At 60.7% G+C, this 392-nt stretch carries 2 pseudogenes; one reads left to right on the top strand and one right to left on the bottom strand.

Features of this window, described 5'->3' with window-relative positions:
- A pseudogene (locus CYR32_RS21230) lies at positions 1-240 on the bottom strand (ATP-binding protein); the annotation flags it as partial.
- On the opposite strand from CYR32_RS21230, the pseudogene CYR32_RS21930 reads away from it, so the two are divergent.
- A pseudogene (locus CYR32_RS21930) lies at positions 240-392 on the top strand (sulfolactaldehyde 3-reductase); the annotation flags it as partial. The pseudogenes CYR32_RS21230 and CYR32_RS21930 sit on opposite strands and share 1 nt — an antisense overlap.

Raw genomic sequence — 392 nt, 5'->3', positions numbered from 1 at the left:
TTCCACGCCGATTTCACGCAGTACCGCCATCGAGGCGTTACGCATGATTTGGTACTCTTTGTCGGTCAGTGTTTGCGCCGGGGCCACGGTGATGGAGTCACCGGTGTGGATGCCCATCGCATCGAAGTTTTCGATTGAGCAGACGATGATGCAGTTGTCATTTTTGTCGCGCACCACCTCCATCTCATACTCTTTCCAGCCAATCAGCGACTCATCAATCAGCAGCTCTTTGGTAGGGGCACGCGGTGGCGGGCACGCTGCTGATCCTGGCGGGCGGGACGCCGGAGCAGGTGAGCCGCGCCGCACCGTTGCTGCGCTGCATGGGGGACACGCTGGTGGAGGCGGGCGGGCCGGGGCGCGGTATCCGCATCAAGATCGTCAACAACTACATG

Origin of the sequence: Chimaeribacter coloradensis, assembly GCF_002858715.1 — a bacterium.
In the GTDB taxonomy this organism is placed as follows: Bacteria; Pseudomonadota; Gammaproteobacteria; order Enterobacterales; family Enterobacteriaceae; genus Chimaeribacter; species Chimaeribacter coloradensis.
This window is presented reverse-complemented; position numbering and strand designations above follow the sequence as displayed.